Source organism: Paraburkholderia caffeinilytica, from assembly GCF_051027425.1.
GTDB lineage: Bacteria > Pseudomonadota > Gammaproteobacteria > Burkholderiales > Burkholderiaceae > Paraburkholderia > Paraburkholderia caffeinilytica_A.
In genome coordinates, this window is sequence record NZ_CP186552.1 from 1,679,241 (window position 1) to 1,703,059 (window position 23,819).

The following is a 23,819-nucleotide window of genomic DNA, read 5'->3' on the forward strand; positions in this document are numbered from 1 at the left end:
GTGTCGTGTGCGTTGTTTCCGTGCGCCGGTGCAACGGGTGTCCGAGCGGCGCGGCCCAGTTCAGTCAGGTTCCGGCAGAGCCGGGGCGCGGTTGGCGGGCCGCGCTCCGGGTTCCGGCTACTGCACTTCTTTCGATAACTTCAACTGCATTCCTTACTTCTTCGTCAAACCGCCGAGCAGGCCGCCGACGAGCGACGTCACCGGGGCGAGCAGGTTGCCGCCCGTTCCCTTGCCGCTGGTGGCGGACAGCGACGGGGCAGCGCTCGTGCTGGTCGAAGCGGTGGTCGTCGTTGTCGTCGTCGTGGTTGTGGCGCTGCCGAGTGCGCCGGTGACGCTCGACAACAAGCCGGTAACCGGAGCGAGCGGGCTGCTGGTGCCGCCGCTTGCGCTGCTCAGGCCGCTCGTCACGCTGGAGAGCAGGCCGGTGACAGGCGCCAACGGGCTGCCGCTCGAGGTGCTGCCGACGCTACCCGTTACGCTGCCGAGCACGTTGGTGAGCGGAGCAAGCGGGCTGGTGCTAGTGCCCGTGCCGCCGGTCAAGCCACCGAGTACGTTGGTGAGCGGAGCGAGCGGGCTGGTGCTGGTGCCCGTGCCGCCGGTCAAGCCACCGAGCACGTTGGTGAGCGGAGCGAGCGGGCTGGTGCTGGTGCCGGTACCGCCGGTCAGGCCACCGAGTACGCTGGTGAGCGGAGCAAGCGGGCTGGTGCTGCTACCCGTGCCACCGGTCAGGCCGCCGAGCAGGCTGGTGATCGGAGCAAGCGGATTGCTGCTGGTGCTGCCGGTGAGCAGGCCGCCTACCGATGCAACCGTGGTGCCCGTATCCTTGACCGTATTGCCAAGAGCGGCCGTGATCGGATTGCCGCCGGTTGCGCTGATCAGCGTGCCGGCCTTACCGAGGCCGCCGCCGACGGTCGTGAGCAGGTTGTTCAGCGGTGCGCCGAGGCCGGTGGTGTTGCCGACCGTCTGCGTGGTCGCTGCGACCATCGACGTAATCGGCGTGATCGCGGTGCTGAGCGTTTGCGTGACTTGCTGGACCGGACCCGTTGAGAGGACGTTCGTGAGCGTGGTGCCGCCGTTGGTCACCGCGTTGCCGAGCGTACCGACGACACCGCCGAGCGGTGTGGTGATGGCGGCCAACGGCGCGAGCGGGCCGGTGCCGAGGCTCGTCACGAGGTTGCCTGCATCCGTCACTGCGCCGCCGACATGACCGACAACGCCGCCGAGGCTCGAAACCGTTGTGCCGATTGCGTTGCCACCTGTGCCGAGTTGGCCGAGCCCTTGCGACACACCGCTGCCGAGCGTGGTGACCGCCGAGCCGACTTGTTGAACGATGCCGCCTGCAGCCTGGGTGGTTTGCGAGCTGACGACCGGCAGCGTTTGCGAACTGATCACGCTGCCGATACTCGAGACCGTCGTGCCGAGATCGCCGACCACGCCGCCGGTGTTGCCGACGACTGTGCCGAGCGCATTCGCGACGGCGGTCGTGCCGATCCCGGTTCCCGTTCCGGTACCTGTGCCCGTGCCCGTGCCCGTGCCGGAGCCGCTTCCCGAATCGCTGCTGGTGCTGGTGCCGGAGCCGCCCGAACCCATCGAACCGCTACCGCTGCCAGTGGTGGAAAGTGTGCCGCCGGCGGAGCCGCTACCGCTGCTGCCGGTGCCGGAACTCAGGCTTCCGGAGCCGCCGCAAGCGCCAAGAGAAAGCATCGCCGCCACGCTGGCAGCAATCAGGGTTGTTCGTACTGTGGTGTTGGCCGTTTGAATGTCCATGTCGCCCTCGCATCGCATGTGTTATTGGGTGTTGCTGCGTGCCTATCTCTGCATGAGCCGTGCCATTTCGACTGAGTAATGCAGAATATTTTTTATGAACGGGGCGTGAAGCCATATGTGATATGGCTTTGCGAGGAATTGATGGAGTGTCTGCTAACCCGGATATACGGGGAGAAAATGAATTTTCTAAACGTTTGCGAGGGTTGCGTAACGTAACGAGCCGCGCGCGCCGTTACGAAACACGGCGTAACGCAAGTGCAACGGGAGGGCTCCGGACGCTTGAAACGTTCTGTTCAAACAAATAATTAGTGCAGCGAATCTAACTCATGGTTATTCCTATGTGCTGCAACGCACGAACTGCCGTTAACCTGAGTACGACGCTAAAACGCATATGGCCAACGGCTCAGGGCAGCGGACAATTGCTTAAATATGATTGTTCAGCTATAAAACCCCAAAGCATCGTAGATTGTCGAGGGAGGTGGGTTATCGAACAGAAAGCTCATACACATCTGTTTTATTGAAGCCGGCTGCAAGGCGGTGCTTCCGCAGCGCAACACGCAGGACCAGGAATGAGAGACCAATGGTCCGCAGCGCTGAAGACTCCGCCATCCGAGGCAGCACGTAAACAAACGAAATAAATGAAAGTCCGAGGGTAAAAATGAAAAAGTTCACACAACGCTTCCTGAGAGATAACCGTGCGGTAACCGCACTGGAATACGGGCTGATTGCGGGCCTTATTGTCGTCGTCATTGGGTCGACGGTGTCGGGTCTGGGGCTGCAGCTGAAGGCGGCGTTCGTCGCCATCACCAACTTGCTGCCAGCGGTGGGTTAATAGACTGCCGCGGCCTCTGTAATCGCTTCTCGAGAAAAGCCGGCGTGCGCGTCGGCTGACTTGGTAATTATTCAGGGGCTTTTCCGATAGGAGGCATACGGACTGTCGTACCGGTCCGTATGTGTTTTGTTTCGCCTGTCGAGGCCGACATGAACTCGTCCGTCACCCTTATCCCATTCTTGGCGTGGGCAGCGTGGGTCGCCGTGTGCGACTGCCGCAGCCGACGCATTTCGAATTCAATAATCGTTACCGGTTTGGTGACGGCATTGGCTTGTGCATTCCTGCGCCAGAATCCATTCGGCATTTCCATCACTTATGCTGTAGTCGGCGCCACGGTTGGTCTGATCGCATTACTGCCGTTCTTCGCGATCGGCGTGATGGGAGCTGCCGACGTCAAAGTGTTTGCGGTGCTTGGTGCCTGGTGCGGTGTGCACGCATTGTTCGGTTTGTGGGCGGTCGCGAGTCTCGTGGCAGGCGTCCACGCAGTCTGGTTGCTGATTGCGACCCGTACCCGTTTCGCATCGTTGCTGCAGCGTCGGGCGCCGACATTCGAGTTGGCGGGCAGGCGCGCCACGCCGTTTGTTGCATGTCTCACCGTGCCGACGATTGTATGGCTGACGACCCAGCTTGTTGCCGGGAGCGCGCGATGAACGTGTATGCGACACGACGTAATCCTCGCAAGCGGGTGCGGCCTTGCAGTTATCGAAGGGATGCGCAACGCGGTGCGACCGCTATCGAATTCGCGCTGGTGTTCCCGATCTTTTTTTCGATTTTTTACGTGATCGTAACGTTCAGCATGATTTTCGTTGCGCAACAGAGTCTGACGCTCGCCACCGCGGAAGGCGCGCGCGCAGCGTTGAACTATCAGTTGGCGAGCAGTGTGCCTGGCGCGGTTACCTTGCGTGCCACCGCTGCTTGCAATACGGCAACCCATATGGTTGCACAGATGATTCGGAGCGCCGATTGCCAAACCGCGCCGACTAACTGTAGTTACGATTCCAGCATGACCTGTATCGCCGTAACGTTGACTTATAACTATGCCGCCAGTCCGCTGATACCGACTTTGCCGGGTCTCGGTCTTTTGCTACCAAAGAACCTGAGCAGTACAGCCACAGTGCAACTCAATCCGGTGAACATACTTTGACTTACGCACCTGCTCCTCGTTGCGCCACACTGCTTTGCTCTCCCGAGCACTCAAGCTGGCCTGCGCAATCGATTCTTTCGGCGAGCCAGCATGCCTAAACTAACCAAGATCGCTGCTGGCGCGCTGATTGCATTGGCATTGCTGCTCGGTATTTTCGCGGTAACGCTTTCGCGCCGGCCAGTAACCATGCCTGCGGCGTCGGTTGCACAGGCCAGTTTTCCTGTGGTTGTGGCAACGCGCCTACTGCCAGCCGGCCAGCCAATCACGGCCGACGGATTGCGTGTTCAGTCGTTGCCGATTAATCCGAATGGCGCTTTCACCGATCCGGCGCAGCTTGCGGGTCGTATTCCGAACGCGGATATCGGTGCACAGGCGCCGGTATTGGAAGCTCAACTGTCGTCCGGCATCGCCGAGCGGATTGCGCCGGGTGAACGTGCGATTGCCGTACGCGTCGACGAATCCAATGCGGTTGGCAACCGGCTGCGGCCTGGCAATTTCGTTGATGTTTTCTTCACGCTCAAGCGTGACGGAAACATCGGCGGCAATGCTGAGATCGATCGGTCACAGGCGCGCTTACTGATTTCGAAGTTGCGCGTGCTGGCTTTCGGTAATGCCACGGCCGGAAATGACAATTCGGGCGATCCGAACGGTATGGTTCGCACCGCGGTGCTTGCAGTTCCCGTCGCCGAGGTCGACCGATTGACGCTCGCTGAAACTTCTGGTCGTCTTGTATTCGCGTTGCGCAATCCGAACGACGCTGAAGTCGTCGATGCAAGCGCATTTGCGACGCTACCGGCAGTGTTGAAGATATCGACGCAAGCTGGCGGCGAACCTCTCAAAGATTCGACTCGTGCGGCCGCTGGCGTTTCGCTTGATGCGTTGTCGGGCGCGGCAGGAAACACGGCTGGACGAACACAAGCGGCGCCACGGATTGCCGCTCCCATGGCGAGGGTTGCAGGGAATACGAGTGGCACGATTGAAGTCATACGGGGTGGGCGTGCCGAAATGGTCGCTCGATAGCAGTTTTCAGGGAGCAGGCGGCCACACGCGCCCAAAAAAATGAAAAAACGCTTTTTTGCATACGGGACTATGGCGATGTTGTGCGCAGCATCGCTCGCTGTGTCGTCGGTGAGCGATGCTGCCACCAACGCACGTAATGTCGACATCATTGTCGGCTCGCAGCAATCGCTCGCGAGCGGCCACACCTTGCGACGTGTCGCGATCGGCGATCCGACGGTTGCGGACGTGCTGATCGTCAGAGGTGACAAAACGGGAGGTGTACTGCTGATCGGGAAATCACCCGGCACCACCAACGTCATGCTGTGGGAGCAGGGTAAGGATGTGCCGATTTCCTATACGGTTAGCGTGACTACTGCCGCGTCGCGGACTCTGCTCGGACCTGACACGCCAGCGGTGAAAGTGCTTGGCGACACCGCGTTAATTTCCGGCGCGACGCCGACCATGGAAATGCACCAGCGAGCAGTAGCGGCTGCGGAAATCGAAGCGCGTCAGCGTGCGTCTCGCGGGGGCAACAGTAGTGGTCCGACCGGTCTCGGCGCGAGCGGTAAGGGCGGCGATGCGGGGGCGGTCGGTGGCGACAGCAGTGCAGATATTGCGACATACGACACATCAACGGTCGCTACGCGCTCCGTGGTGCAGGTCGACGTGCGGGTCGTGGAGTTTAGCCGCTCGGTGCTCAAGCAGGTGGGCTTTAACTTTTTCCGGCAGAACAACGGATTTTCGTTCGGCACATTTGGCCCGACGGCGAGTACCGCGACGACGTTACCGCCCACGCAGATCGCCCCGAATGTGAGTACGACGATCGGTCCGGCGCTGGCGACGCCACTGTCCTCTGCTTTCAATCTGGTCTTCAATTCGGCGTCGCATGGGATTTTTTCAGATCTGAGTTTGCTGGAGTCCAATAACCTCGCACGGGTCCTTGCAGAGCCGACACTCGTTGCGTTGTCTGGGCAAAGTGCAAGTTTTCTCGCCGGTGGAGAGATCCCGGTGCCGATTCCCCAAGGGCTGGGTACCACGTCGATTGAATACAAACCATATGGCGTAGGTCTGACGCTCACGCCGACTGTGCTCAGCCCACAGCGAATCGCGCTGAAGGTGGCGCCCGAGGCGAGCCAGCTTGATTTTACGAATGCCGTGACGATTAGCGGGGTGTCGGTTCCTGCGATCACCACCCGGCGTGCCGACACGACGGTCGAACTTGGCGATGGCGAGAGCTTCGTGATTGGCGGCCTGATTGATCGAGAAACGATCTCGAACGTTGCAAAGGTGCCGTTGTTAGGCGACCTGCCGATCATTGGCGCATTCTTCAAGCAGTTGAACTATCAGCAGAACGATAAAGAACTGGTGATTATCGTGACGCCCCATCTGGTGTCTCCGCTTGCGAAGGGGGCAACGCTGCCGTCCACGCCGGGCGAGCAGGCTGAACAGCGTAACGGTCCGGTGTGGCGCGCGTTGATCGGTGGGTTCGCATCCCCGGATGATGTGCCGGGGTTCTCGAAGTGAGCAGGTGCGGTCATTTAGCAGGCGGTGCGCTCCGGCACTGCGACGAGGCGTTTTGCACTTCTGTGCAGGTCGCGCGTTACGGCGAGTGGTACACGGCAGCGGCACTTCAGCCAATGCTGCAACAGGATGTTCAACATGAACGCGAGAACGCATTCATTGACTGAAAGGGCCGTCACCGATTCCTTCGTGTTCGCGTCACTGGCCGACGAGCACGTACGTTGGCTTGTCGAAACGCTGATCACAACTGGGCGGGTCGAAGCCGTGACGCTTGATCCGGCGACGCTTACGCAACGCATTGCGGTGCTCAATCCGTCACTGGTATTCATCGACTTTTCGGACGGCCGAGCGGCCGCTGCGAGTGCTGCTGCGAGCACGGTGCGCGCGGCTTATCCGGGATTGCAAGTCGTTGCGATAGGCTCGCTTGCCGAGCCGGAGAGTGCGATCGCCGCGTTGCGTGCCGGGGTGCGCGACTTTATCGATCTGTCTGCTCCCGCAGCCGATGCGCTACGCATTACGCATCAGGTTATCGACAATCTGGTTGAGCCAGTCAGCCGGCATGGCCATGTGACGGCGTTGGTAGGCGCACGCATCGGCATGGGCGTCAGCACGCTCGCCGCGAATCTTGCGGTCATGTTGCAGCGGCGCGACGTCGAACAGGGTCGGCAGGCGGCGTTACTCGATCTTGGCTTGCCTGCCGGAGACGGTTCGTTATTGCTGAACACGCGAAGCGAATTTCACTTCGTCGAAGCGGTTCGTAATTTACGCCGCTTCGATCAGACATTCGTACACACGGCGCTTTCACATCATGCGAGCGGCCTCGCGTTTACCACGCTGCCACCTAACCTCGCTGAGATGCGTGAAGTGTCGTACTCGTCGTCGATCAGCCTGCTGAATCGCTTACGTGCTTTCTTCGACCAGCAGATCGTCGATCTCGGCGGTTTCTCCAGCAGCGAGTTTATCGCGCATGTCGTTCAGTCTGCAGACGAGACCTGGTTGGTGTGCGACCAGGGGGTAGCGTCGATCGTATCGGCGGTCGGTGTCCTCGACTCATTGCGCGAGGAAGGCATCGATTTGGGAAATGTGTGGCTGATTGTCAATAAGTTCGATCCGGATCTTGGCCTGAGCGCCGTCCAGATTGGCCAGCGCTTGGAAATTCCATTATTGGCTACTTTGCCTGAACGGCGCGTGGCGCTCGGTCAGACTGCCAATCAAGGGCACCTGTTGGTCGAAACGGCGGCGCGCGATCCATATGTGCGTGCGCTTGAGCCGCTCATCGAACGCCTTGGCGGCGTGGCTCGTTCAGCGGCGCAGTTGCCAGGCAAGTCTGCGCTTGGCGCGCTCAAGCGCTTTATTCCAACCTCCACCAAGCGGTCATAGACGATGGTAAAAGAGATCGAATTCGCCGACGACATGCCATCGTTCGCGCAAAGCCAGCAGTTTCAAGACATCAAGAACGCGGCGCACGAACATCTGCTCACTCGCATTGAGGAACTGGGTTCTGAGTTTGGCCGCTGGTCGCGTAATGCGATCAACCAGTTCGTCGATCTGGAAATGGACAGCTTTGTCCGGCTGCGCAGAATCCCAATCAACGAGGCTGAGGTCCGTTCGATCGCGGAGGCGCTTACCAAGGAACTGGCGGGCTTTGGTCCCATTGAGGATTTGCTGAACGATACAGCCGTTGAGGACATTCTGATCAACGGCTATAACGACGTGTACGTGTCGCGCCATGGCATTCTGACCAGAATTCAAGTGCGATTTGCGGACAACGCACATTTGCTGCGCATCGTGCGGCGCATTCTCGCCCCGATCGGCCGCCGTCTCGATGAATCGAACCCTATGGTCGACGCGCGCTTGCCGAATGGCGGCCGTGTCAACGTTGTGATCGAACCGTTGTCGATCGACGGGCCAATCGTATCGATCCGCAAGTTTCGTAAAGACCCGCTGCGCCCCGACGATCTGCTCGGCAATGGCACCTACAGCCCGGAAATTGGCGCATTGCTCGAAGCGGCGGTCGCCGCGCGCTGCAACGTGCTCGTGTCCGGCGGGACGAGTTCGGGGAAAACGTCGCTGCTCAACGCATTGGCGTTTCACATCCCTGAAGTGGAACGCGTAGTCACGATCGAGGACACGGCGGAACTGTCGCTAAACCATCCGCATGTGGTGCGGCTCGAAAGTCGTCCAGGAGGATTCGACGGCGCGGGTGTCGTCACGATTCGCGACCTGCTGCGCAATACCTTGCGGATGCGTCCGGACCGGATCATCGTCGGCGAAGTGCGCGGTGGGGAAGTGCTGGAAATGCTGCAGGCGATGAACACCGGCCATGACGGCTCGATGGGTACGGTGCACGCAAGTTCGCCGCGTGAATGCCTCTACCGGCTGGAAATGCTCGCGGGGTTCGCGGGTTTTCAGGGCACCGAGTCGAGCCTGCGTCGCCAGATTGCCAATGCGATCGATTTCATTGTGCAAATCGGTCGGTTGTCGAATGGCCGCCGGCGGATTTTGTCTATCACCGAAGTGACAGGGCTTTCCGACAACATTATCGCGACTCAGGAACTCTATCGTTATGACCCTGTGATGACGCAGGACGGGGACGAACTGGATCAATGGGTGTCGCTCGGAATTCATCCGCATTCGCCCAAGCTCGCGCGCTTCCGGCAGGCGCTCGGCGGTTCGTCTAACGCCGGTGGTATCGGCGGAGGGGGCTTCGGCGGGGGCTTCAATGTCTAGCGCGGTCATGGTCTTTGCCGCGCTTGCGCTGCTGTGCGCAGCGGGCGCGTTGCTGATATTGCAGCGCGGCATGCGACGCGAGGACCAGGCGAGTACTGAGCGCTTCATCGACAGCCGGATGGCTGTTGCCCAGCCTGCAGAGTCTGGACCGACATCTCGTACCGCGACTGCGCGCCGGACAACTCCCACGGTTTCATTTGCACCACAGGCTCCCGCAGCCGGCGCAGACTGGAGTGAATACTGGCGCTATCTCAAGGCACGGATCGGCTATTCATTCGTAACCCTGATGAATCGCGCGGGGTTGGGAAAAGCCCGCGCGCCCGCACTGATCGTCGTGGGCGTTGTGTTGGCGCTGTGCCTCGTGGCGGCGAATGAGGGCGGCGCATTGGCGGCGGTTGTGACGCTACTCGCATGCCTTGTGTTTCTCTATTTCGTGCTCTCGATGCGGGCGCACAAGCGGCGCCAGGCAATCGTTCGGCAATTGCCGTCGTTTCTTGACGGCATTGTTCGTCTGATTACGCTGGGCAACAGCGTGCCGGCGGCTTTCCAGGCGGCACTGCAAACCACGGAAGCGCCGCTGCGTGAATGCCTGGATTATGTCTCGCGGATGCTGCGATCCGGTGTCGAAATCGATCGTGCGCTCTCTCACGTTGCGTTGCTGTATGGCGCTCGCGAACTGGAACTGGTGGGGGCGGTGCTACGCCTGTCGGTCAAGTACGGCGGCCGGGCCGACGTGATGCTCGATCGAATGTCGTCGTTCATGCGTGATCTGGAACAGGCCGAACGTGAGCTCGTCGCAATGTCGTCGGAAACACGCTTATCGTCCTGGGTGCTCGGTATGTTGCCGGTCGGAATCGGCGGGTTCCTGATCCTGACAAATCCAAGCTATTTCGGATCGATGTGGTTCGATCCGAGCGGGCGGCAAATACTGTACGTCGCGTTCGGCCTGCAAATGCTTGGCGCATATTTGTTGTACCGGTTGGCTCGGCTGAAATCATGACAATGCAACCGAACTTCCTTATTGCACTTGCGCTCGGTCTCGCAGCACTGGCTTCGCTTCTGCTCGCCGGGCTTCTGATCACACGGATCGCAGCCTGGCGACGGAGCGACCGTACGCTCATGCAAGCGCTCGACAAGCGCGCGATGCAAAACGCCGCCGCGGCAGCAGCACGCGTCACTGATGGTACGCAGGTCAAGCAAAGCGTCAGCGTGCCTGCTAGCGGCATGAGGGGGAGGTTCGAGCGTTTAGCGCATGCCGGTGTTCGCTGGCTCGATACGCCAGTTGGCCGACATATCGTAGCGGAGGAGGACCGCCGCCTGCTGGAACAATGCGGTTTTGTCGATGCGCGTACTCGCGGGCTTTTCCTGATCTCCCGGATTGCGGGTGCTACCGTGCTGCCGCTGCTCGTCGGCGCGATTGCCAGCGGCCGTGTTGACGGGCCGCGTTACATGATGTTGGTGGTTGTCGCGATAGCGTGCGGTGTCATGATCCCGAAGCTCGTACTGAGCCGACGCGCGGCGGCACGGCGCCGCGGCGTGGTCGATGAACTACCGATGTTGGTCGATCTCTTGCGCTTGCTCCAGGGTGTTGGTTTGTCACTGGATCAGAGTCTCCAGGTGATGGTCAATGATTTCCGCGGAATACTGCCTGTACTTTCGAGCGAGCTGGAGATTGCTCAGCGGCAATTCGCCGCCGGCCGCACCCGGGAGCAGTCGTTGCAGCGGCTTGCTTCAAGTTACGAAAATGAAGACTTACGAGCGGTGGTGCGTTTGCTGATTCAGGTCGATCGGCATGGCGGGGCAGTGCAAGAACCGCTTAAGCAGTTTGGCGACCGACTACGCGAAACGCGTCGCGCGATGTTGCGCGAACGTATTGGCCGAATGGCGGTGAAGATGACGGGCGTGATGATCTTGACCTTGCTCCCCGCGTTGATGATCGTAACAGCGGGGCCTGGCGTTTTGTCGGTATCACATGCGCTGAAAGCGATGAATCGTTAGGGACACGATGATGACTTTAAATGTGAAACCGAATGGCTTTGTACGAGCGACGCGATGCGTCGTTCCCAGCATCGCGCTCGCGTTGCTTGGCGCTTGCGCGAAAGATATTGGCTATGGCGTCGGCCCGCAAGCGGAACGCCAGGCTTTGATCCAGCAAGCCAATCGAGACCCGGCACCTGACACTCCGGGCATGTATCTTGGGTTGATCGACCGAATGCAGTCGCAAGGGATGTATTTCGCTTCGCTTGCGCATATCGATGCCTATGAAAAGCAGTATGGGGTGACGCCAGACACGATTCTGTTGCGTGCCGACGCGTTGCGCATGACCGATCAACCCGCGGCGAGTGCAGTCGCGTATGCGCGATTGTTGCAAACGCCGCTCGCGTCGCGAGGGCATCGTGGTTTGGGGCTGATTGCAGGAGCATCAGGTGACTTCAGTCATGCTGCTGACGAGTTGCAACAGGCAGCGCAGCTGGCGCCGACAGACGCGTCAGTGCTGTCGGATCTTGGTTACGCGCGCATGCGTGCAGGTGATGTCAGTGGTGCCCGGGTGCCGTTGATGAAAGCTGCGGAGCTTGACCAGAACAATCCGAAGATCGCTAGCAATATCGCACTCTATTTGCTCGTCGACGGGGAGACGGAGCGATCGCAGGCGTTGATGAATCAGCAGAAGTTCTCACTGGACGTGCGTACGGCGATCCGCAATGAGGCTGCTAAGGTCATTGCCGCAGAACGCGCGCAGCCGCAGGGGGCGGGACGGTCGCAGGGGGCTCAGCCCGGGACTGTCGCCAGCACGCAGGGCATGATGGAACCCGCGCCGCGTTTGCTGCAGCGGTTTGCACAATAACAGGTCGACGGGTAGGGGAGACCATATGAAATATCAGGGAAGAAGGGGCATGCGGAGATTGGCTTGCGGCGCGTTGATCGCGGCGCTGGCAGTCGGCACGCTAGAGATTGCGCACGCGCAGACCGCATCGGCGCCGCCGGTCGCTCGCAGCGAAGTCGGTCATGCGACGACGGCATGGCTCGATCTGCAACGAGGTAATAGTCAGGCCGCTCCTGAGCAGCCAATGCTCGGCGAGGAGGCTGGTCTGGCATACCGGCGTTACATGGAATCGTTCAAATCGAAAATCCCCGAAACGTACGGGTCGGCGCTTAGCCAAGGCAGCGGAGGCGGGCAGGGCGGTAGCAGCGGGCAACTGCCGCAGAATTGATATGTCGCCACGTATTACATCCCATCCCTACGTCTGGTGCTTGCGCATGGTGCGCACGCGCCGCGCGGCAGCTAGGTCGTCACGCTCGCAGCGCGGGGCGATTTCAATTCTGGCGGCGGTATGGGTGAGCGTCGCGGTCATAACGATGGCCGCAATCGATGTCGGCCATTTCTACTATGTGCGTCGCGACTTGCAGCGCACCGCAGATCTGGCCGCTGCGGCTGGCGTGCAGACGATTGGCAGCGCCGGCAGCTGTGCAGCGGCGATCAATTCGGCGCAGTTGAATGCGACGGCCAACGGTTTGTCAAGCAATGGTGGTATCCAGTCAACTTGCGGACGATGGGATCCGTCGGTGAATGCAGCGCAATCTTATTTTGTGACTGCCGGTACGTCGCCTAACGCTTTGCCGCTTAACGCCTTGCAGGTCGTGGTCAGCCAGCCTGTGTCGTTCTTGTTTCTCGCGGGACAGACCCGCACGCTGACGGCGACAGCGACGGCGCAGGCTACAAATATCCGCTCCTTTTCGCTCAGCACTTCGGTGGCCACTTTGTCGGGCGGTCTGATAAACGGCCTGCTGAATGCCTTACTCAACACCAACCTCAATCTGGACGTCGGGTCGTATCAAGGCTTGGCGACAGCACAAATCAAGCTGCTGGATCTGGCTGCCGCGCTTGGTGTGGGTTCGATGAATGACCTGCTTAAGGCGCAGGTCACCGTTGCGCAACTTGCAAAGGCAATGGCAACCGTGCTGGGTCAGGGCAATATTGTCAGTGCTAACGTCACAACCGCGTTGGGCACGATTGCGAGCGCGTCGACGGGCAAGACAGCCATCAACGTGGGTAACACCTCTTCTCAGAACGGGTTGCTCGCCATTGGTCTAGGCGATCCGCAGGCGGCAGCGACGGCTACAGTTAACGCGCTCGATGTGCTAATGGCGGCTGCCGAGATCGCGAACGGGTCGTCAGCCGTCGATCTCGGTGCGGCGCTCAATCTCAGTCCGATTGCGAGCGTCACTGCACAGGCACAGGTCATTCAGCCGCCTGTTATCGCAGTTGGCGAAGCTGGTACCTATCCAGACGGCAGTTACCGGACTAGCGCGCACTCTGCGGTGGTGCGGTTATACGTGAACGTGAAGCTCGTCAACTTGACCATTCCATTGGTAGCGAGCATCAATGCGTTGAATTTGCCCATGTATGTCGAAGTCGGGCAGGGGAATGCTTATTTGCAGACTACACAGTGTTCGACCCAACGTGCGAGCAGCTACAGCTGGATTTCAGCAACGCCAGGGGTAGCGGCCTTGTGCATCGGAGGCGATGCAGCCAGCAATATGACCAACACGACCGTTCCAACTAGTTGCAACCAGCCGGCGGCCATTACTTCTGTGTCGTTGCCTCTGCTTGGGCTCGGGTTGGCGAACGTTTCGGTTGAAAGCACATCGGGCGGCGGACTAAACCTCACCGTGCAGCCGCCATCCCCCACGGTCTTTAAGTTCAACGGCGTTCAAGGAGACAGCGATGACTACCAGACCACCAACACCAATGGTCTGGGCTCCGCAGTCGGTGGGCTCCTCACTCAACTCGCCGGCGGGCTCTCGGGGACGATCCACGTAAGGGTGTTGGGCTTGGACGTTACCGGTCTGGCGGCGCCACTGGTCAGTGGACTGGTGACATTGCTGACGCCCATCCTCCAGTCGCTGGATCTGCTTCTAGTCCCTCTTTTACAACTCCTCGGTGTCCAGATCGGTGTGGCGACGGTCCACGATCTCGGGCTTGCCTGCGGTCAGGCACAACTGGTGTATTGATTTCGCGCTTATGAGAACCAACCCCAAAATCGAGGAACTCGATATCTACGTCTGGGAGGGCAAGGCCGATATCGTCGACCGGGTCGCGCGCTGCATGGCGAGCTTCGACGTCGAAGTGATCCGCGCGGACGATATCGCGATCTCGCCTGAACGGACGGCGCTGCGGCCGTCGCTCGCGATCATCAGTGTCTCGGTGATCGACAGCGGCGCGCTGCTCATGCGCGACTGGCAGGCCGCACACGGCATTCCCGTCGTGTGGGTCGGCGCCGCGCCGCGCGACCACGATCCGGCGACTTACCCGTCCGACTATTCGCACATCCTGCCGCTCGACTTCACCTGCGCCGAATTGCGCGGCATGGTCATGAAGCTCGTGCTGCAATTGCGCGCGCATAGCGCCAAGACGCACGAGTCGGACACGATGATCGCCAACTCGGAGTGCATGCAGGCGCTGCTGCACGAAGTCGACACGTTTGCCGACTGCGACACGAGCGTGCTGGTGCAAGGCGAAACCGGCGTCGGCAAGGAGCGCATCGCGCAACTGCTGCACGAAAAGCATACCCGCTACGGCCAGGGACCTTTCGTCGCGGTGAACTGCGGTGCGATTCCGGACGGTCTGTTCGAATCGCTGTTCTTCGGCCACTCGAAAGGCTCGTTCACGGGCGCGGTCGTCGCGCACAAGGGCTACTTCGAACAGTCCGACGGCGGCACGCTGTTCCTCGACGAAATCGGCGATCTGCCGCTCTACCAGCAGGTTAAACTACTGCGCGTGCTCGAAGACAGCGCGGTCACCCGAATCGGTTCGGCCACGCCGGTGAAGCTCGACTTCCGGCTGGTGGCGGCGACCAACAAACATCTGCCGCAACTGGTCAAGGACGGCACCTTCCGCGCCGATCTGTACTACCGGCTTGCCGTGATCGAGTTGAAGATTCCGTCTCTCGAAGAACGGGGCGCTGTCGACAAGATTGCGATCTTCAAGGCGTTCATCGCGCAGATCGTCGGCAGCGAGCGTCTTGCCGCGTTGCCGGACCTGCCGTACTGGCTCGCCGACGCGGTGGCCGACACCTACTTCCCCGGCAATGTGCGCGAACTGCGCAACCTGGCCGAGCGGATCGGCGTGACGGTGCGGCAGATCGGCGCGTGGGACGCGGCGCGCCTGCAGCGGCTGCTCGCGCTTGCTCGCACCAGCCAGCCGGTGCCGGCCGAGAGCGCCGCCGAGGTGCTGGTGGATCGCAGCAAATGGGACATGGCGGAGCGCAACCGAGTGTTGGCCGCGCTCGACGCAAACGGCTGGCGTCGGCAGGACACGGCTCTTTATCTAGGTATCAGCCGCAAGGTTTTGTGGGAGAAGATGCGTAAGTACCAAATTTTTGACGAAGAGCCCGAAACACGCGAAAGTGAGTAATAATGAGACGGCTGTACTAAAACAAAAACTGTTCAAGCAGGATTTACATGGACCGAAAGTCGAAACTACGGCAGATTGCCCTGGCCGCAATCATCGCGATGGGGGCCGTGCAGGGCGTGAATGCGCAGGCTCTGCCGGATAGCGGATCAAGCGCTGGCGTCGTTTCCCAACCGGGCACGACGACGGCGTTGCCGGCTAATGCAGTGGCTGGGCAGAATGGGCAGGCGCAGACGAGTGCGTTGACGCCGGACGAAGCGAAGCAATCTGCTGCGGGTAATGTTGCGGAATTGCAGCAGATGATCCGCGGCTCGGATCTGAGCGAATTGCGCACGACATACAACGGCAGCTACGGAGCGAGCTTGCTGTTTTATGGCAAGGAGATGACGTACTACGTGGCGTTGTTCCAGCAGAAGAACTTCTGGCGTGTCATCAAGACGCAGGACGCCACGCGTGCCGACATGATCTACAAGGATTTTGTGCGGCAAACGTTGCAACTGTCGGACGTTGAGATTCGACGCACGCAGCTGGAAGCGCAGAAGGCGTTCACGGAGCGCATGATTGCGTTGTCGCAGGACCGTGCAAACCGCTTGCAGGCCGACCTCGACGTTGCGCATCAGCAGCAGACCATTGTTGCGAATCAGCAGCAGCAGACCCGTGCCGAAGCAACGGCGCTGGCGCAGCAGAAGGCTGCCGCACAAGACCAGCTACGCGCCGCGCAACGCCAGGTTCGCGAACTGCAGCGTCAACTGGAAACCGGCCTGCCGACGCACTAAACGCAACGGCCAGGAACCCGGAAGGTGGGGAGGGCGAGACGGCTTGACCGGATCGCCCATCCCACGAGACGTACAAGCCATCGTAGCAATGCAAGTCAGCCATCCCGCAGTACGACGATACAAAGCCTCGCAGTAAATCTCCGCGGTACCCATCCCCAAAGCAACTCCACCTGCCGCACAAGCGATACCTCAAGCCACTGGTTTCCCTGGCAGCCCCATCCGCGACGCACATAGTGCGGAGTGGGATCTGATGACACCTTTGTTACTCGCGCCGAATGCGCGAGAGCACGGATAGCGGCTGTCTCAAGCCCACTGGTTTCCCTGGCAGCCTCATCCGCGACGCACGCAGTGCAGAGTGGGAGCTGATGACACCTTTGTCACTACGGCTGAATGTGCGAGGGCACGGATTCCAGATGCACCACTACCGTGGCTGTGCGGGGGACCCGCTTAAGAGTTAGCGGGGTGAGCCGCTTTCTTTGCCTACTTTCTTTGCGGCGGCAAAGAAAGTAGGTGCCTGCCCCGCACAGGGGCGAACGCTAATAAACCAATAAGTGATCAAGGAAAGGCCAACGCCCATAGAAATCAGATCAGGGAAAGGCCAACGCCATAAAAACACCGACAAGAAAGCGCCGAACAGGCAAAAAAAACCACACCTTCAATCCCGCTTCTTCCCCACCGAAGAAGCCCCACCTTCCACGGGCAAGTGCTTCGGCCCACTCACATCAACAGCAATCGGATCACTAGCTGGAAAGCTCTCCTCGAGCGCCTCGTCGAGGCGGCTATCGTCAGACTCAGCGGGCTGCCCCGCGTCTTTAGGAATGAATACATGCTGCTTCTGCTTGGCCATGACGTACTCCAACGAGAAGAAAACCGACAACCCAGCATAACGCAAAGCGGCCCCGGGCGAGCACCGGCCGACCAACCGGCGCCTCAAATTGTAAGCACCCCCTTCAAACCCCAAAAAAAACGGACCAGAAACCAACGAACAAAAAACCCACGCACAAAAAACCAAACGTTAAAACCAATCCGCATCAAGTCGTTTTCTGTGTGCCGCTTAAAAACAAAAGCATCCGCTGGCCGCACCGATCGACAGGCCACACGACATGCCGCGAACCGGCAATTTCCAGCTCAGGAGGGGAGCCAACAGGAACAGCGAAAATAGGGCAGCGAATGACATGGACCGAAAAAAACCTGCACGCGGGCAACGCTTCAACGCCTCACACGTGGTGGAAGCCGAACTGGAACATCTGGATTGGGCGACACGGCAACCGGCGCTGCGCATGCTGGACGCCCTGTACTGGCGGCGTCGCGTGCTGGCGGTCAAATGCGGATTCGAGCTGACGGACTTGCAGATGATGCGGCTGGAGAAGATTTTGCAGCGGCTCGGCCATCCGTCGGAATAGCCGGCCGCTTCGGCGACAGTTTATTCGTTGCCGCCGCCGGTGCCGCCGTTGCCACCATGATTGCCGCCGCCATGGTTGCCACCGTCGCCGCCTCCCGTACCGAACAGACGCCTGCGGCGTGTGACGACCACCGGACCGTCGGACGTGCTGCTGCTACGATCGGACGCAGGGCGATCCGACGACGGCGCGCCATACGATTCACGCGGTTCGCGCGGCTCACGGTGGTCGCGCGGTTCACGCGAGCCGTGCGGGCCACGCGTGGTGTGCTCGCCGTGCGAAGGCCGCCCGGCGCGCGGCGCCGGACGCGTGCCGGTGTCGAGCTGGATCGTCGAGATCGCGCGCTTGTAGATGCCTTGCAGGCCGACAGGCGTGCGCAGCATCACCAGATACTGATCGAACGACTCGATGCACCCCGTCAGGCGAATGCCGTTGACAAGGTAGATCTCGACGCGCTTTCGTTCTTTGCGCGCAGCGTTCATGAAGTCGTTTTGCGGATGCGATTCTGCGGAAGCCATGGACAATTCAGGTTAGTAAGACGGTTGTTCGCCGGGATTCTACCCTGTGTGGGGGTAGAACGCCTTTGCGGCCGAACTGCGTCCACTATAACGGCTTGCGCGCACATAAGCATCTGATAACTATTGACTGTAACGTTGAGTTACGAATCTGGGGACGAATTGCGCATTCTTCGGCCAGGTTCGGGTGCTCCCGGCGCGAATGGCGGAAAAATATCGCTCACGCCGGCGTCATGTGCGGAATAAATCGCAGCCCGCTCACGTTAAGTCAGCTATGGCAGCGTTGCATATCGCACGTGGCCGATCGGTGTCCCCGGCGCGCGCGCTACGACCGGGCATTCATCAGGAGACTCACCATGAAGGTATCCCGCATTCTTTCCGCTGTCTTCGTGTTGCTGGCGCTCGCGCTGGGCTCGCTCGCAACGAGCGCCTGCACCTCCGCGACCGACAGTAGCGCTTCCGGCACCAGCGGTGGCACGAGCAGCGGCGGCTACTGAGCGTTGCCACGCCGGGTGAATTTCGAAGCGGAAGTGATTTCCTGGCTCCCGCAGTTGCGCCGCTATGCGCGCGCACTGACGGGCGACCGTGCCTGGGCCGACGACCTCGTGCAGGATACGGCGGAGCGCGCGCTCGCGCGCTGGGCGGCGTTTCGTCCGAACAGCAATCTGCGGGCGTGGCTTCTGACGATCCTGCGGCATCTTTACATCGATCAGTTGCGCGGCCGCCGCGAAATTGCCGTCGACGACGAAAGCGCGCCGTGGCGCAATCTCGAAGCGCCGCATGGCGAAGTCGACGGTCTGGTGTTGCGCGATCTGCAGCGCGCGCTGTATTGCCTGCCGGTCGAGCAACGGGAAGTGTTGCTGCTCGTTTGCGTGGAGGAACTGTCTTATCAGGAAGCGTCGAAGGCGCTCGGCGTGCCGATCGGCACGGTGATGTCGCGGCTGTCGCGCGCGCGGGAACATATGCGCGTGCTGATGACGGAGGGGCCGGTTGAAGGGGGCGCTGTGGGGTTGGCGCGTAAAGTCCCGCCGCTGAAAGTAGTGAGAAATCCGTGATGAACAACGACCACGATTCCAGTTTGCCTGAGGGGCTCGATCTGCGAGCGCTGTCGGCGTTCGTCGACGGCGAGTTGCCGCCGGTGGAGCGCGCCGCGATCGAGGCGCAACTGGCGCAGCAGCCGCAGGCTGCCGCAAGAGTGGCCGCGTGGCGCGCGCAAAAAACGGCGCTGCAGGTGCTGTGCGGTGCGTCACTGCGCAATGAGCGTCAGGCGCACAACGAAAGCAGCGGCGGCGTCGGGCAGCGCGACGTCGACGAGCCGGCCTTCATCGTGGTGCGGCGGCCTACGCCGTGGTGGCAACGCGTCGGCCTCGCGGCGTGCTGGCTTGCGGCCGGCGCGGGTCTCGCGCTCGCCCTGGGGCCACTCGCGCCGCGTCTGACGGGCGGCGCGTGGAACGGTCTGGGCGGCCAGCCGCCGAGCTTTGCCGAGCGCGCCGATATCGCCTATGCGGTGTACACGCCCGAGCGGCGTCATCCTGTCGAAGTCGCCGCGAGCGAAGAAGAGCATCTGATCAACTGGTTGTCAAAGCGGCTGAACCGGCCGCTATCGGTGCCGTCATTGCAGGAATACGGCTACTCGCTGGTGGGCGGGCGCTTGTTGCCCGGCGAAGCGGGACCGGCCGCGCAGTTCATGTATGAAAATACCAGCGGTGCACGGCTCACGCTGTACATCACCGGTATTTCTCGCGACGAAACCGCGTTCCGCCTGTTCCGCGACGGAAACCGCCGGACCTTCTACTGGATCAACGACCGCATGGGTTATGCGTTGTCCGGGCCGATCGCGGAAGGCAAGCTGCGCGCGATTGCTATCGAGGTATGCAGCGCGCTCGGCGGCAAGCCGGAAAGCTGGCAGTAGCGCAGAAAGTTCGGCAAGCATCTGGACATGTCCGGCGCCGGCCCCGCGAGCGGCCTGCAACACGTGGTAACAGAAATGCGGTGCGGCCCGAGCGCGCCGTCGGAATAGCGTTACGCAACGCTTCGTTTACTTGCAGCAGGATCAGGCCGTGCGGTGCCGCATTGCTGCATGCGCACTGGAACGGCACGGTCTCGTGCGAGGCAAACCGACGGGGTCTTCACGGTGTCGACACGTTTTTTGCGAGTCGCAACGCCGGCGCGTCGAGGCAGCGAAATCATGCTTACTTTTCATCGATCCGGCACCGGGCTGTATTCCGGCGTAGTGTGTCTGTGTCTGTGCGCCGTTTGCGCGGCGCCCGCCGAGGCGCAATCGGACGCGAACGCGCCGTCGAACGACGCTTCGACATGCCGTTTTGTCGTGGGTCAGGCGGAAATCGACGGCGTCATGCAGCAGGTCAGCGGCCGCGCGTGCCTGCAGCCGGACGGCAGCTGGCAGATCGTCGAAGACGATGCCGCCGCGCAGGCTTTGGGTCCGGCCCCGGTGTATTACTACGATCCATGGTACTGGGGGCCGCCGGTGGTATTCGGTGCCGGCGTGTCGTTCATTTTCGTCGACCGCTTCCATCATTTTCATCACATGGATCATGTGCGTTATGGACACGGATCGTATGGCAACTGGCACGGCGGCGGCTCGATGCACATGTGGAGCGGTATGTCGCACGGCGGCGGTGGCGGCATGCGCCGCTAGCGTGCCGTCGTCCACGCGCGCGGCCGCAAAGGAGACATCTTGACGCGCAGTTTGCCGCCGAAAGTTTCCGCCGCCGGGTTCGATCGCGCACTCGCCGGGTGGCGCGCGATTGTCGGTGAGCCGCAGGTGGTGACCTCGGCCGCCGGGCTCGCTGCTTACCTCGATCCGTTCGCGCCCGGTGAGCGCGAAGCGTTTTCTGCGTCTGCGGCGCTGCTGCCCGCATCCGTCGACGAGATTCGCGCGGTGCTGCGGATTGCCAATCAATTCCGTATTCCGTTGTGGACGGTGTCGACCGGACGGAACTTCGCGTACGGTGGCGCTGCGCCACGGCTGACGGGTTCGGTGGTGCTCGATCTGCAGCGGATGAACCGCATCATCGAGGTGAACGAAACGCTCGCCTACGCGCTGGTCGAACCGGGCGTCAGCTACTTCGATCTCTACGCGCATTTGCGCGACAAAGGCTACAAACTCTGGGTCGATCCGCCCGCGGCGGGTTGGGGCAGCGTGGTCGGCAATACGCTCGAGCGCGGCTTCGGCTATACCGCGTACGGCGATCACGCGGCTGCGCAGTGCGGCATGGAGGTGGTGCTTGCCAACGGCGACGTGTTGCGTACCGGCATGGGTGGAATCGAAATCGGCACTGCGTGGCAACTGTATCAGCCGGGCTACGGACCTTCTTTCGATGCGATGTTCATGCAGTCGAACTACGGCATCGTCACCAAGCTCGGTGTCTGGCTGATGCCGGCGCCGCCTGCGTATCTGCTCGGTGAAATCCAGTTCCGCCACGAGGAGGATCTCGAAGCGATCGTCGATATCTTGCGGCCATTGCGGCTCGATGAAACGATCCGCAATAACGCGGTGATCGAAGGCGGTTTGCGCCGGGCCGCGGGACTGTCGGCGCGTCAGCAGTGGTACGAAGGCAAAGGCGCGATGCCCGAAGATGCGGTGACGGCGATGCTCGACAAGCTCAACGTGGGCCGCTGGAATCTGCATTTCGCGCTGTACGGTACGCCTGAATTGATCGACGCCCGCTATGCAATCGTAAAGCGCGCTTTCTCCCGCGTACCGCAGGCAAAGCTGTCGGCGGCCCGGTATGCGGGCGACGCGCAACCCACCGGGGGCGGCGATCGCAACATGGCCGGCATCCCGGCGATGAGCGCGTTCCGCATGCTCGACTGGCGCGGCGGCGCGGGCGCGCATGTGGACTTCGCGCCGGTGTGTCCGGCGACCGGACGTGATGCGCTGCGCCAGTACACAATGGTCAAGGCGCGTGCGGCCGAATACGGCTTCGATTACTACGGGGGTTTTACCGCGGGCGTGCGTCATTTGCATCACATCTTTGCGGCCATCTTCGACCGCGACGACGCGAATCAGGTCGAGCAGGCCGGTGCCTTACTGCGCTCGCTGATGAGCGATGCGCGCGCGGCGGGTTACGGCGAGTATCGCGCGCATCTCGCGTATATGGATTTCGCCGCGGCCCAGTACGGTTTTAACGACGGCGCGTTGCTGCGGCTTTCGGAAACGATCAAGGATGCCCTCGACCCGAACGGTATTCTCGCGCCGGGTAAACAGGGGATCTGGCCGGCGGCGTGGCGCGACCGGCGCGGTTATACGTGAGGCGTGATGAAGCAATGGACAGACGCACTTTCATGCTGACCGGCGCATGGTTTTCGACCGCGGCAGGTGGCGCGTGGCCGTGGCTCGCTCATGCCGCCGCTCGCCGCGACACGCTCGCGGTGATCGATTCCACCCTCGCGGGCGGGCCAGCATTCGCCGACTACGTCGCGCAGATGAAACTGCCTGCCTTCGAAACCGGAGACGACATCGGCGTGCTCTGGTACAGCACACTTGCACCGCGTCTGAGGCAAACGTCCGCGCAATTGCCCGTGTCGCTGATTGGCCTCATACGCGTATCCGATTACTTCGTGCTCAAGGAGCTTGCCACTCGCGTGGGCCACCTGGTTGAGCACAGTCACGAACAGGGCACGGGGCCCGTCGCGCATGTCGCTTTCGCGCTGACGCCACGCCTTGCTCGCTAGAACCCTAGAACTTATAAGCCTTGTTTTTCGGGTCGAAAGTCGAGTCGTCGAAGTTTTTCGGCGTGATGTTCTCGAAGACAATCTTCTCGAAGATCTTGCCGTCGTTGTCATATGACTCGACCGTGCGGAAATACGGATGCCGCAGATCCAGCCCGAGCGTTTCTTTCTTCGCATAGAACTTGGGCTGGCCGTCCGGCGTTTCGAAGGTGAAGGCGACTACGCGCACGCCATCGATTGTTTTCACTTCCACCTGGGTCGAGCGCGGCAAGCCGGCCTCGACGTATTTCTTGCCTTCGACGAGATACTGATTGGCGATGTACTCGGTACCGAGATCGCGCACCTGGTGGTTTGACTGCGCACGCGCGAGGGCGCCGTTCAGCGAAGTCCACAGCGGCATCACATTCATGATGCCGCCGAGGTGGCCATACATTTCGTCGGTGCGTTTGGACTCGTCGTAAATGATTTCCTGACCGGCGTGCGCGCCGTCGGGCAGCCACTTCGCGTAGATCCGCAACGGATCGTGGGCGACGCGCACCAGCATGTGATCGGGCTTGTCGGGCCACTGGCCGTGAATGCGTTCCGAGCGCGACATGGTGAACTCGTATGACGGGTAACCGTTCGGCCCTTCCTTGATGTAACGCGGCAACGCAAGCGGATCGAGCGACTGGAACAACGCGACCAGTTGCGCATCGTCGAGCTTTTCCATGGCGCCGCTTTGCTGCTCGGCGCGCAGCCATTTGACCTGCTGATCCAGCGTGAGCTTGCCGACCTGCGAGGCGGGCGTGGTGGGCGCCTTGACGTTACTGGCCGTGTCGAGCGCGGGCGGTGTGTCGTCGTTCTGCGCGAACGCCGGGGGCGTTGCCATCGCAACGGCGCCGGCCACCAGTGTGCCAATCAGAAGCCCCCGTGACGAGACCACACGCAATGATGCGGTCAGGCACGCGCTCAACGTCGTGGACTCCGACGAAAAACGCACGAGGCGCACGAAGGCCGACGAGCGGTTCGACCCACTCGATTGGCACAAG

Annotated in this window: 25 protein-coding genes; 21 read left to right on the forward strand and 4 right to left on the reverse strand. The window is 61.1% G+C overall.

Annotated features, from left to right (window positions below; genetic code table 11):
- Positions 1–153: 153 nt before the first annotated feature.
- On the reverse strand, positions 154–1,767 hold the full coding sequence (locus ACOSV0_RS07350) for a collagen-like triple helix repeat-containing protein (protein WP_434109639.1): 1,614 nt from the start codon (positions 1,765–1,767) through the stop codon (positions 154–156).
- Between the two features lie 658 nt (positions 1,768–2,425).
- Here ACOSV0_RS07350 and ACOSV0_RS07355 point away from each other — a divergent pair.
- The 14 genes from ACOSV0_RS07355 (at position 2,426) to ACOSV0_RS07420 (ending at position 16,181) form a co-directional block, all read left to right on the forward strand.
- Complete coding sequence (locus ACOSV0_RS07355; protein ID WP_434109640.1) at positions 2,426–2,599, forward strand: Flp family type IVb pilin; 174 nt, start codon at positions 2,426–2,428, stop codon at positions 2,597–2,599.
- Positions 2,600–2,748: 149 nt separating this feature from the next.
- Positions 2,749–3,249 (forward strand): A24 family peptidase, encoded by a 501-nt coding sequence (locus tag ACOSV0_RS07360; protein WP_434109641.1) that lies wholly within the window; start codon positions 2,749–2,751, stop codon positions 3,247–3,249.
- A complete protein-coding gene (locus ACOSV0_RS07365; RefSeq protein WP_434109642.1) occupies positions 3,246–3,743 on the forward strand; it encodes a TadE/TadG family type IV pilus assembly protein in 498 nt (165 codons plus the stop codon). Before ACOSV0_RS07360 ends, ACOSV0_RS07365 begins: the two co-directional genes overlap by 4 nt.
- Positions 3,744–3,833: 90 nt before the next feature.
- Entirely contained in the window at positions 3,834–4,763 is a 930-nt protein-coding gene (gene cpaB / locus ACOSV0_RS07370; RefSeq protein WP_434109643.1) for a Flp pilus assembly protein CpaB, read from the forward strand.
- Positions 4,764–4,802: 39 nt separating this feature from the next.
- Positions 4,803–6,266, forward strand: coding sequence for a type II and III secretion system protein family protein (locus ACOSV0_RS07375; protein WP_434109644.1), 1,464 nt, complete (start codon positions 4,803–4,805; stop codon positions 6,264–6,266).
- Positions 6,267–6,401: 135 nt separating this feature from the next.
- Positions 6,402–7,643, forward strand: coding sequence for a fimbrial protein (locus ACOSV0_RS07380; RefSeq protein ID WP_434109645.1), 1,242 nt, complete (start codon positions 6,402–6,404; stop codon positions 7,641–7,643).
- 3 nt (positions 7,644–7,646) lie between these two features.
- Positions 7,647–8,993 (forward strand): CpaF family protein, encoded by a 1,347-nt coding sequence (locus ACOSV0_RS07385; protein WP_434109646.1) that lies wholly within the window; start codon positions 7,647–7,649, stop codon positions 8,991–8,993.
- The gene (locus ACOSV0_RS07390; protein ID WP_434109647.1) at positions 8,986–9,993 is read left to right on the forward strand and encodes a type II secretion system F family protein; all 1,008 of its coding nucleotides are present in this window, start codon (positions 8,986–8,988) and stop codon (positions 9,991–9,993) included. Before ACOSV0_RS07385 ends, ACOSV0_RS07390 begins: the two co-directional genes overlap by 8 nt.
- A gap of 2 nt (positions 9,994–9,995) precedes the next feature.
- Positions 9,996–10,991 carry a type II secretion system F family protein gene (locus ACOSV0_RS07395; RefSeq protein ID WP_434109648.1) on the forward strand — a complete coding sequence of 332 codons (996 nt, stop codon included), beginning with the start codon at positions 9,996–9,998 and terminating at the stop codon, positions 10,989–10,991.
- Between the two features lie 22 nt (positions 10,992–11,013).
- A complete protein-coding gene (locus ACOSV0_RS07400; RefSeq protein ID WP_434110196.1) occupies positions 11,014–11,838 on the forward strand; it encodes a pilus assembly protein in 825 nt (274 codons plus the stop codon).
- Positions 11,839–11,863: 25 nt separating this feature from the next.
- Positions 11,864–12,205 carry a DUF3613 domain-containing protein gene (locus ACOSV0_RS07405; protein ID WP_434109649.1) on the forward strand — a complete coding sequence of 114 codons (342 nt, stop codon included), beginning with the start codon at positions 11,864–11,866 and terminating at the stop codon, positions 12,203–12,205.
- Positions 12,206–12,251: 46 nt separating this feature from the next.
- On the forward strand, positions 12,252–14,006 hold the full coding sequence (locus ACOSV0_RS07410) for a TadG family pilus assembly protein (RefSeq protein WP_434109650.1): 1,755 nt from the start codon (positions 12,252–12,254) through the stop codon (positions 14,004–14,006).
- Between the two features lie 10 nt (positions 14,007–14,016).
- On the forward strand, positions 14,017–15,408 hold the full coding sequence (locus ACOSV0_RS07415; RefSeq protein WP_434109651.1) for a sigma 54-interacting transcriptional regulator: 1,392 nt from the start codon (positions 14,017–14,019) through the stop codon (positions 15,406–15,408).
- A 47-nt stretch (positions 15,409–15,455) separates the two neighbouring features.
- The gene (locus ACOSV0_RS07420; RefSeq protein ID WP_434109652.1) at positions 15,456–16,181 is read left to right on the forward strand and encodes a DUF2968 domain-containing protein; all 726 of its coding nucleotides are present in this window, start codon (positions 15,456–15,458) and stop codon (positions 16,179–16,181) included.
- Positions 16,182–16,836: 655 nt separating this feature from the next.
- Here ACOSV0_RS07420 and ACOSV0_RS07425 read toward each other — a convergent pair.
- The gene (locus tag ACOSV0_RS07425; RefSeq protein WP_434109653.1) at positions 16,837–17,028 is read right to left on the reverse strand and encodes a hypothetical protein; all 192 of its coding nucleotides are present in this window, start codon (positions 17,026–17,028) and stop codon (positions 16,837–16,839) included.
- 328 nt (positions 17,029–17,356) lie between these two features.
- Between ACOSV0_RS07425 and ACOSV0_RS07430 the strand changes: the two genes are divergently transcribed.
- The gene (locus ACOSV0_RS07430) at positions 17,357–17,584 is read left to right on the forward strand and encodes a hypothetical protein (RefSeq protein ID WP_434109654.1); all 228 of its coding nucleotides are present in this window, start codon (positions 17,357–17,359) and stop codon (positions 17,582–17,584) included.
- 20 nt (positions 17,585–17,604) lie between these two features.
- Here ACOSV0_RS07430 and hfq read toward each other — a convergent pair whose 3' ends face one another.
- Entirely contained in the window at positions 17,605–18,099 is a 495-nt protein-coding gene (gene hfq, locus ACOSV0_RS07435; protein ID WP_434109655.1) for an RNA chaperone Hfq, read from the reverse strand.
- A gap of 353 nt (positions 18,100–18,452) precedes the next feature.
- On the opposite strand from hfq, the gene ACOSV0_RS07440 reads away from it, so the two are divergent.
- The 6 genes from ACOSV0_RS07440 to ACOSV0_RS07465 all read left to right on the forward strand — a co-directional run bounded on the left by ACOSV0_RS07440 (position 18,453) and on the right by ACOSV0_RS07465 (position 22,794).
- A complete protein-coding gene (locus ACOSV0_RS07440; RefSeq protein WP_434109656.1) occupies positions 18,453–18,593 on the forward strand; it encodes a hypothetical protein in 141 nt (46 codons plus the stop codon).
- 15 nt (positions 18,594–18,608) lie between these two features.
- Positions 18,609–19,151 (forward strand): RNA polymerase sigma factor, encoded by a 543-nt coding sequence (locus tag ACOSV0_RS07445; RefSeq protein WP_325043298.1) that lies wholly within the window; start codon positions 18,609–18,611, stop codon positions 19,149–19,151.
- Complete coding sequence (locus tag ACOSV0_RS07450; RefSeq protein WP_434109657.1) at positions 19,151–20,008, forward strand: anti-sigma factor; 858 nt, start codon at positions 19,151–19,153, stop codon at positions 20,006–20,008. Before ACOSV0_RS07445 ends, ACOSV0_RS07450 begins: the two co-directional genes overlap by 1 nt.
- Before the next feature lie 276 nt (positions 20,009–20,284).
- A complete protein-coding gene (locus tag ACOSV0_RS07455; protein ID WP_434109658.1) occupies positions 20,285–20,755 on the forward strand; it encodes a hypothetical protein in 471 nt (156 codons plus the stop codon).
- A gap of 39 nt (positions 20,756–20,794) precedes the next feature.
- Positions 20,795–22,372, forward strand: a complete 1,578-nt coding sequence (locus ACOSV0_RS07460; protein ID WP_434109659.1) for an FAD-binding oxidoreductase — start codon at positions 20,795–20,797, stop codon at positions 22,370–22,372.
- Positions 22,373–22,386: 14 nt separating this feature from the next.
- On the forward strand, positions 22,387–22,794 hold the full coding sequence (locus tag ACOSV0_RS07465) for a hypothetical protein (RefSeq protein WP_434109660.1): 408 nt from the start codon (positions 22,387–22,389) through the stop codon (positions 22,792–22,794).
- 4 nt (positions 22,795–22,798) lie between these two features.
- Here ACOSV0_RS07465 and ACOSV0_RS07470 read toward each other — a convergent pair whose 3' ends face one another.
- A complete protein-coding gene (locus tag ACOSV0_RS07470) occupies positions 22,799–23,659 on the reverse strand; it encodes a DUF1571 domain-containing protein (RefSeq protein ID WP_434110197.1) in 861 nt (286 codons plus the stop codon).
- Positions 23,660–23,819: the final 160 nt, after the last annotated feature.

Bases quoted from the DNA above. Each gene is read 5' to 3' on its own strand.
- ACOSV0_RS07410 (WP_434109650.1), top strand. From the start codon at position 12,252: ATGGTGCGCACGCGCCGCGCGGCAGCTAGGTCGTCACGCTCGCAGCGC.
- ACOSV0_RS07390 (WP_434109647.1), top strand. From the start codon at position 8,986: ATGTCTAGCGCGGTCATGGTCTTTGCCGCGCTTGCGCTGCTGTGCGCA.
- ACOSV0_RS07450 (WP_434109657.1), top strand. From the start codon at position 19,151: ATGAACAACGACCACGATTCCAGTTTGCCTGAGGGGCTCGATCTGCGA.
- ACOSV0_RS07355 (WP_434109640.1), top strand. From the start codon at position 2,426: ATGAAAAAGTTCACACAACGCTTCCTGAGAGATAACCGTGCGGTAACC.
- ACOSV0_RS07385 (WP_434109646.1), top strand. From the start codon at position 7,647: ATGGTAAAAGAGATCGAATTCGCCGACGACATGCCATCGTTCGCGCAA.
- hfq (WP_434109655.1), bottom strand. From the start codon at position 18,099: ATGGCTTCCGCAGAATCGCATCCGCAAAACGACTTCATGAACGCTGCG.
- ACOSV0_RS07395 (WP_434109648.1), top strand. From the start codon at position 9,996: ATGCAACCGAACTTCCTTATTGCACTTGCGCTCGGTCTCGCAGCACTG.
- ACOSV0_RS07425 (WP_434109653.1), bottom strand. From the start codon at position 17,028: ATGGCCAAGCAGAAGCAGCATGTATTCATTCCTAAAGACGCGGGGCAG.
- ACOSV0_RS07380 (WP_434109645.1), top strand. From the start codon at position 6,402: ATGAACGCGAGAACGCATTCATTGACTGAAAGGGCCGTCACCGATTCC.
- ACOSV0_RS07420 (WP_434109652.1), top strand. From the start codon at position 15,456: ATGGACCGAAAGTCGAAACTACGGCAGATTGCCCTGGCCGCAATCATC.
- ACOSV0_RS07470 (WP_434110197.1), bottom strand. From the start codon at position 23,659: ATGGCAACGCCCCCGGCGTTCGCGCAGAACGACGACACACCGCCCGCG.
- ACOSV0_RS07365 (WP_434109642.1), top strand. From the start codon at position 3,246: ATGAACGTGTATGCGACACGACGTAATCCTCGCAAGCGGGTGCGGCCT.
- ACOSV0_RS07375 (WP_434109644.1), top strand. From the start codon at position 4,803: ATGAAAAAACGCTTTTTTGCATACGGGACTATGGCGATGTTGTGCGCA.
- ACOSV0_RS07455 (WP_434109658.1), top strand. From the start codon at position 20,285: ATGCTTACTTTTCATCGATCCGGCACCGGGCTGTATTCCGGCGTAGTG.
- cpaB (WP_434109643.1), top strand. From the start codon at position 3,834: ATGCCTAAACTAACCAAGATCGCTGCTGGCGCGCTGATTGCATTGGCA.
- ACOSV0_RS07405 (WP_434109649.1), top strand. From the start codon at position 11,864: ATGAAATATCAGGGAAGAAGGGGCATGCGGAGATTGGCTTGCGGCGCG.
- ACOSV0_RS07430 (WP_434109654.1), top strand. From the start codon at position 17,357: ATGGACCGAAAAAAACCTGCACGCGGGCAACGCTTCAACGCCTCACAC.
- ACOSV0_RS07415 (WP_434109651.1), top strand. From the start codon at position 14,017: ATGAGAACCAACCCCAAAATCGAGGAACTCGATATCTACGTCTGGGAG.
- ACOSV0_RS07465 (WP_434109660.1), top strand. From the start codon at position 22,387: ATGGACAGACGCACTTTCATGCTGACCGGCGCATGGTTTTCGACCGCG.
- ACOSV0_RS07360 (WP_434109641.1), top strand. From the start codon at position 2,749: ATGAACTCGTCCGTCACCCTTATCCCATTCTTGGCGTGGGCAGCGTGG.
- ACOSV0_RS07440 (WP_434109656.1), top strand. From the start codon at position 18,453: ATGAAGGTATCCCGCATTCTTTCCGCTGTCTTCGTGTTGCTGGCGCTC.
- ACOSV0_RS07350 (WP_434109639.1), bottom strand. From the start codon at position 1,767: ATGGACATTCAAACGGCCAACACCACAGTACGAACAACCCTGATTGCT.